Origin of the sequence: Thalassotalea sp. 1_MG-2023, assembly GCF_030546745.1 — a bacterium.
In the GTDB taxonomy this organism is placed as follows: domain Bacteria; phylum Pseudomonadota; class Gammaproteobacteria; order Enterobacterales; family Alteromonadaceae; genus Thalassotalea_C.
In genome coordinates this window covers 1-2,497 of the sequence record NZ_JAUOPD010000053.1, presented here as the reverse complement: position 1 = coordinate 2,497, position 2,497 = coordinate 1, and the positions used below count along the sequence as shown (strand labels likewise).

1 rRNA gene is annotated in these 2,497 nt (G+C 46.1%); it reads right to left on the bottom strand.

Going from position 1 to position 2,497, the window contains the following annotated elements:
- Positions 1–2,140: ribosomal RNA gene (locus tag Q4489_RS18120) — 23S ribosomal RNA — on the bottom strand; the annotation flags it as partial.
- Positions 2,141–2,497 lie beyond the last annotated feature (357 nt).

Here is a 2,497-nt window from a genome sequence, read left to right as displayed (position 1 = left end):
TTGGCTCCACACACACTGGCGTGCATGCTTCAAAGCCTCCCACCTATCCTACACATGTAGGAGCAATGTTCACTGTCAAGCTATAGTAAAGGTTCACGGGGTCTTTCCGTCTAGCCGCGGGTATACGGCATCTTAACCGCAAATTCAATTTCACTGAGTCTCGGGTGGAGACAGTGTGGCCATGATTACGCCATTCGTGCAGGTCGGAACTTACCCGACAAGGAATTTCGCTACCTTAGGACCGTTATAGTTACGGCCGCCGTTTACCGGGGCTTCGATCATGAGCTTCGCAGAGCTAACCCAATCAATTAACCTTCCGGCACCGGGCAGGCGTCACACCGTATACGTCATCTTTCGATTTTGCACAGTGCTGTGTTTTTAATAAACAGTTCCAGCCACCTGGTTACTTCGACTGTCAACAGCTTAGAGAGCAAGTCTCATCACCGTCGACAGCGTACCTTCTCCCGAAGTTACGGTACTATTTTGCCTAGTTCCTTCACCCGAGTTCTCTCAAGCGCCTTAGTATTCTCTACCTAACCACCTGTGTCGGTTTGGGGTACGGTTCCTATATATCTGATGCTTAGAAGCTTTTCCTGGAAGTATGGCATCAACAGCTTCTACTCCGTAGAGTATCGTCTCGATTCTCAGTCTTAAGGAAACCCGGATTTACCTAAGTTTCCAACCTACTATCTTTCACATGGACTACCAACGCCATGCCTGCTTAGCCTGCTCCGTCCCTCCTTCGCAATATATAGAAGTACAGAAATATTAATCTGTTTCCCATCGACTACGCCTTTCGGCCTCGCCTTAGGGGCCGACTTACCCTGCCCTGATTAACATGGGACAGGAAACCTTGGTCTTTCGGCGTGGGAGTTTTTCACTCCCATTATCGTTACTCATGTCAGCATTCGCACTTCTGATACCTCCAGCATGCCTTACAACACACCTTCAACGGCTTACAGAACGCTCCCCTACCACTTAATCCTAAGATTAAATCCGCAGCTTCGGTGCATAGTTTAGCCCCGTTACATCTTCCGCGCAGACCGACTCGACTAGTGAGCTATTACGCTTTCTTTAAAGGATGGCTGCTTCTAAGCCAACCTCCTAGCTGTCTATGCCTTTCCACATCGTTTCCCACTTAACTATGACTTTGGGACCTTAGCTGGCGGTCTGGGTTGTTTCCCTCTTCACTATGGACGTTAGCACCCATAGTGTGTCTCCCGCATATCACTCATTGGTATTCGGAGTTTGCAAAGGGTTGGTAAGTCGGGATGACCCCCTAGCCTTAACAGTGCTCTACCCCCAATGGTGTTCGTGCGAGGCTCTACCTAAATAGATTTCGGGGAGAACCAGCTATCTCCCGGCTTGATTAGCCTTTCACTCCGACCCACAAGTCATCACCGCATTTTTCAACATACGTGTGTTCGGTCCTCCAGTTGATGTTACTCAACCTTCAACCTGCCCATGGGTAGATCGCCGGGTTTCGGGTCTATTCCTAGCAACTGAACGCGCAGTTAACACTCGCTTTCGCTACGGCTCCCCTAATCGGTTAACCTTGCTACTAAAAATAAGTCGCTGACCCATTATACAAAAGGTACGCAGTCACCCGAAGGCTTCCACTGCTTGTACGTATACGGTTTCAGGTTCTATTTCACTCCCCTCACAGGGGTTCTTTTCGCCTTTCCCTCACGGTACTGGTTCACTATCGGTCAGTTAGGAGTATTTAGCCTTGGAGGATGGTCCCCCCATATTCAGTCAACATTTCACGTGTGCCGACCTACTCGTTTTCACAATATGTTTGTCTTCGTGTACGGGGCTATCACCCTGTATCGCCAAGCTTTCCAGCTTGTTCCACTGACGCCCATACGCTTAAGGGCTAATTCGCGTTCGCTCGCCGCTACTAACGAAATCTCGGTTGATTTCTTTTCCTCGGGGTACTTAGATGTTTCAGTTCTCCCGGTTCGCCTCATTAACCTATGTATTCAGTTAATGATAATGTCTTATGACATTGGGTTTCCCCATTCGGAAATCTGTGTCTATAACGTCTTTTATCGACTCAACACAGCTTATCGCAGATTAACACGTCCTTCATCGCCTCTAACTGCCAAGGCATCCACCATATACGCTTAGTCACTTAACCATACAACCCTAAATATTTTAGGTTACTCAGTGACAAAACTGAGTATCAATGTATGTCTGACATTTTCACGTACTATAAATAGCACTTGAATTAGAATGAAATAAGATAAGGAAGTCTTATTTCGGTTGTTGACTTTATTCATTAAAGTAATGAGCGCGACACTCGTTACTTACCTAAAGCCAACGTGATATAACTAGTTGATAAAACTACTTATATCGGGATATAAATATCAGCTTTCCAGATTGTTAAAGAAATAGTGATTAACACACATTCGGTTAAACACTTGATTTACCCTCCTAATGGAGAGGAAAAACCAAATTGAAAATTACTAAAAAGTAACCTTAAATTTGGTCTCTC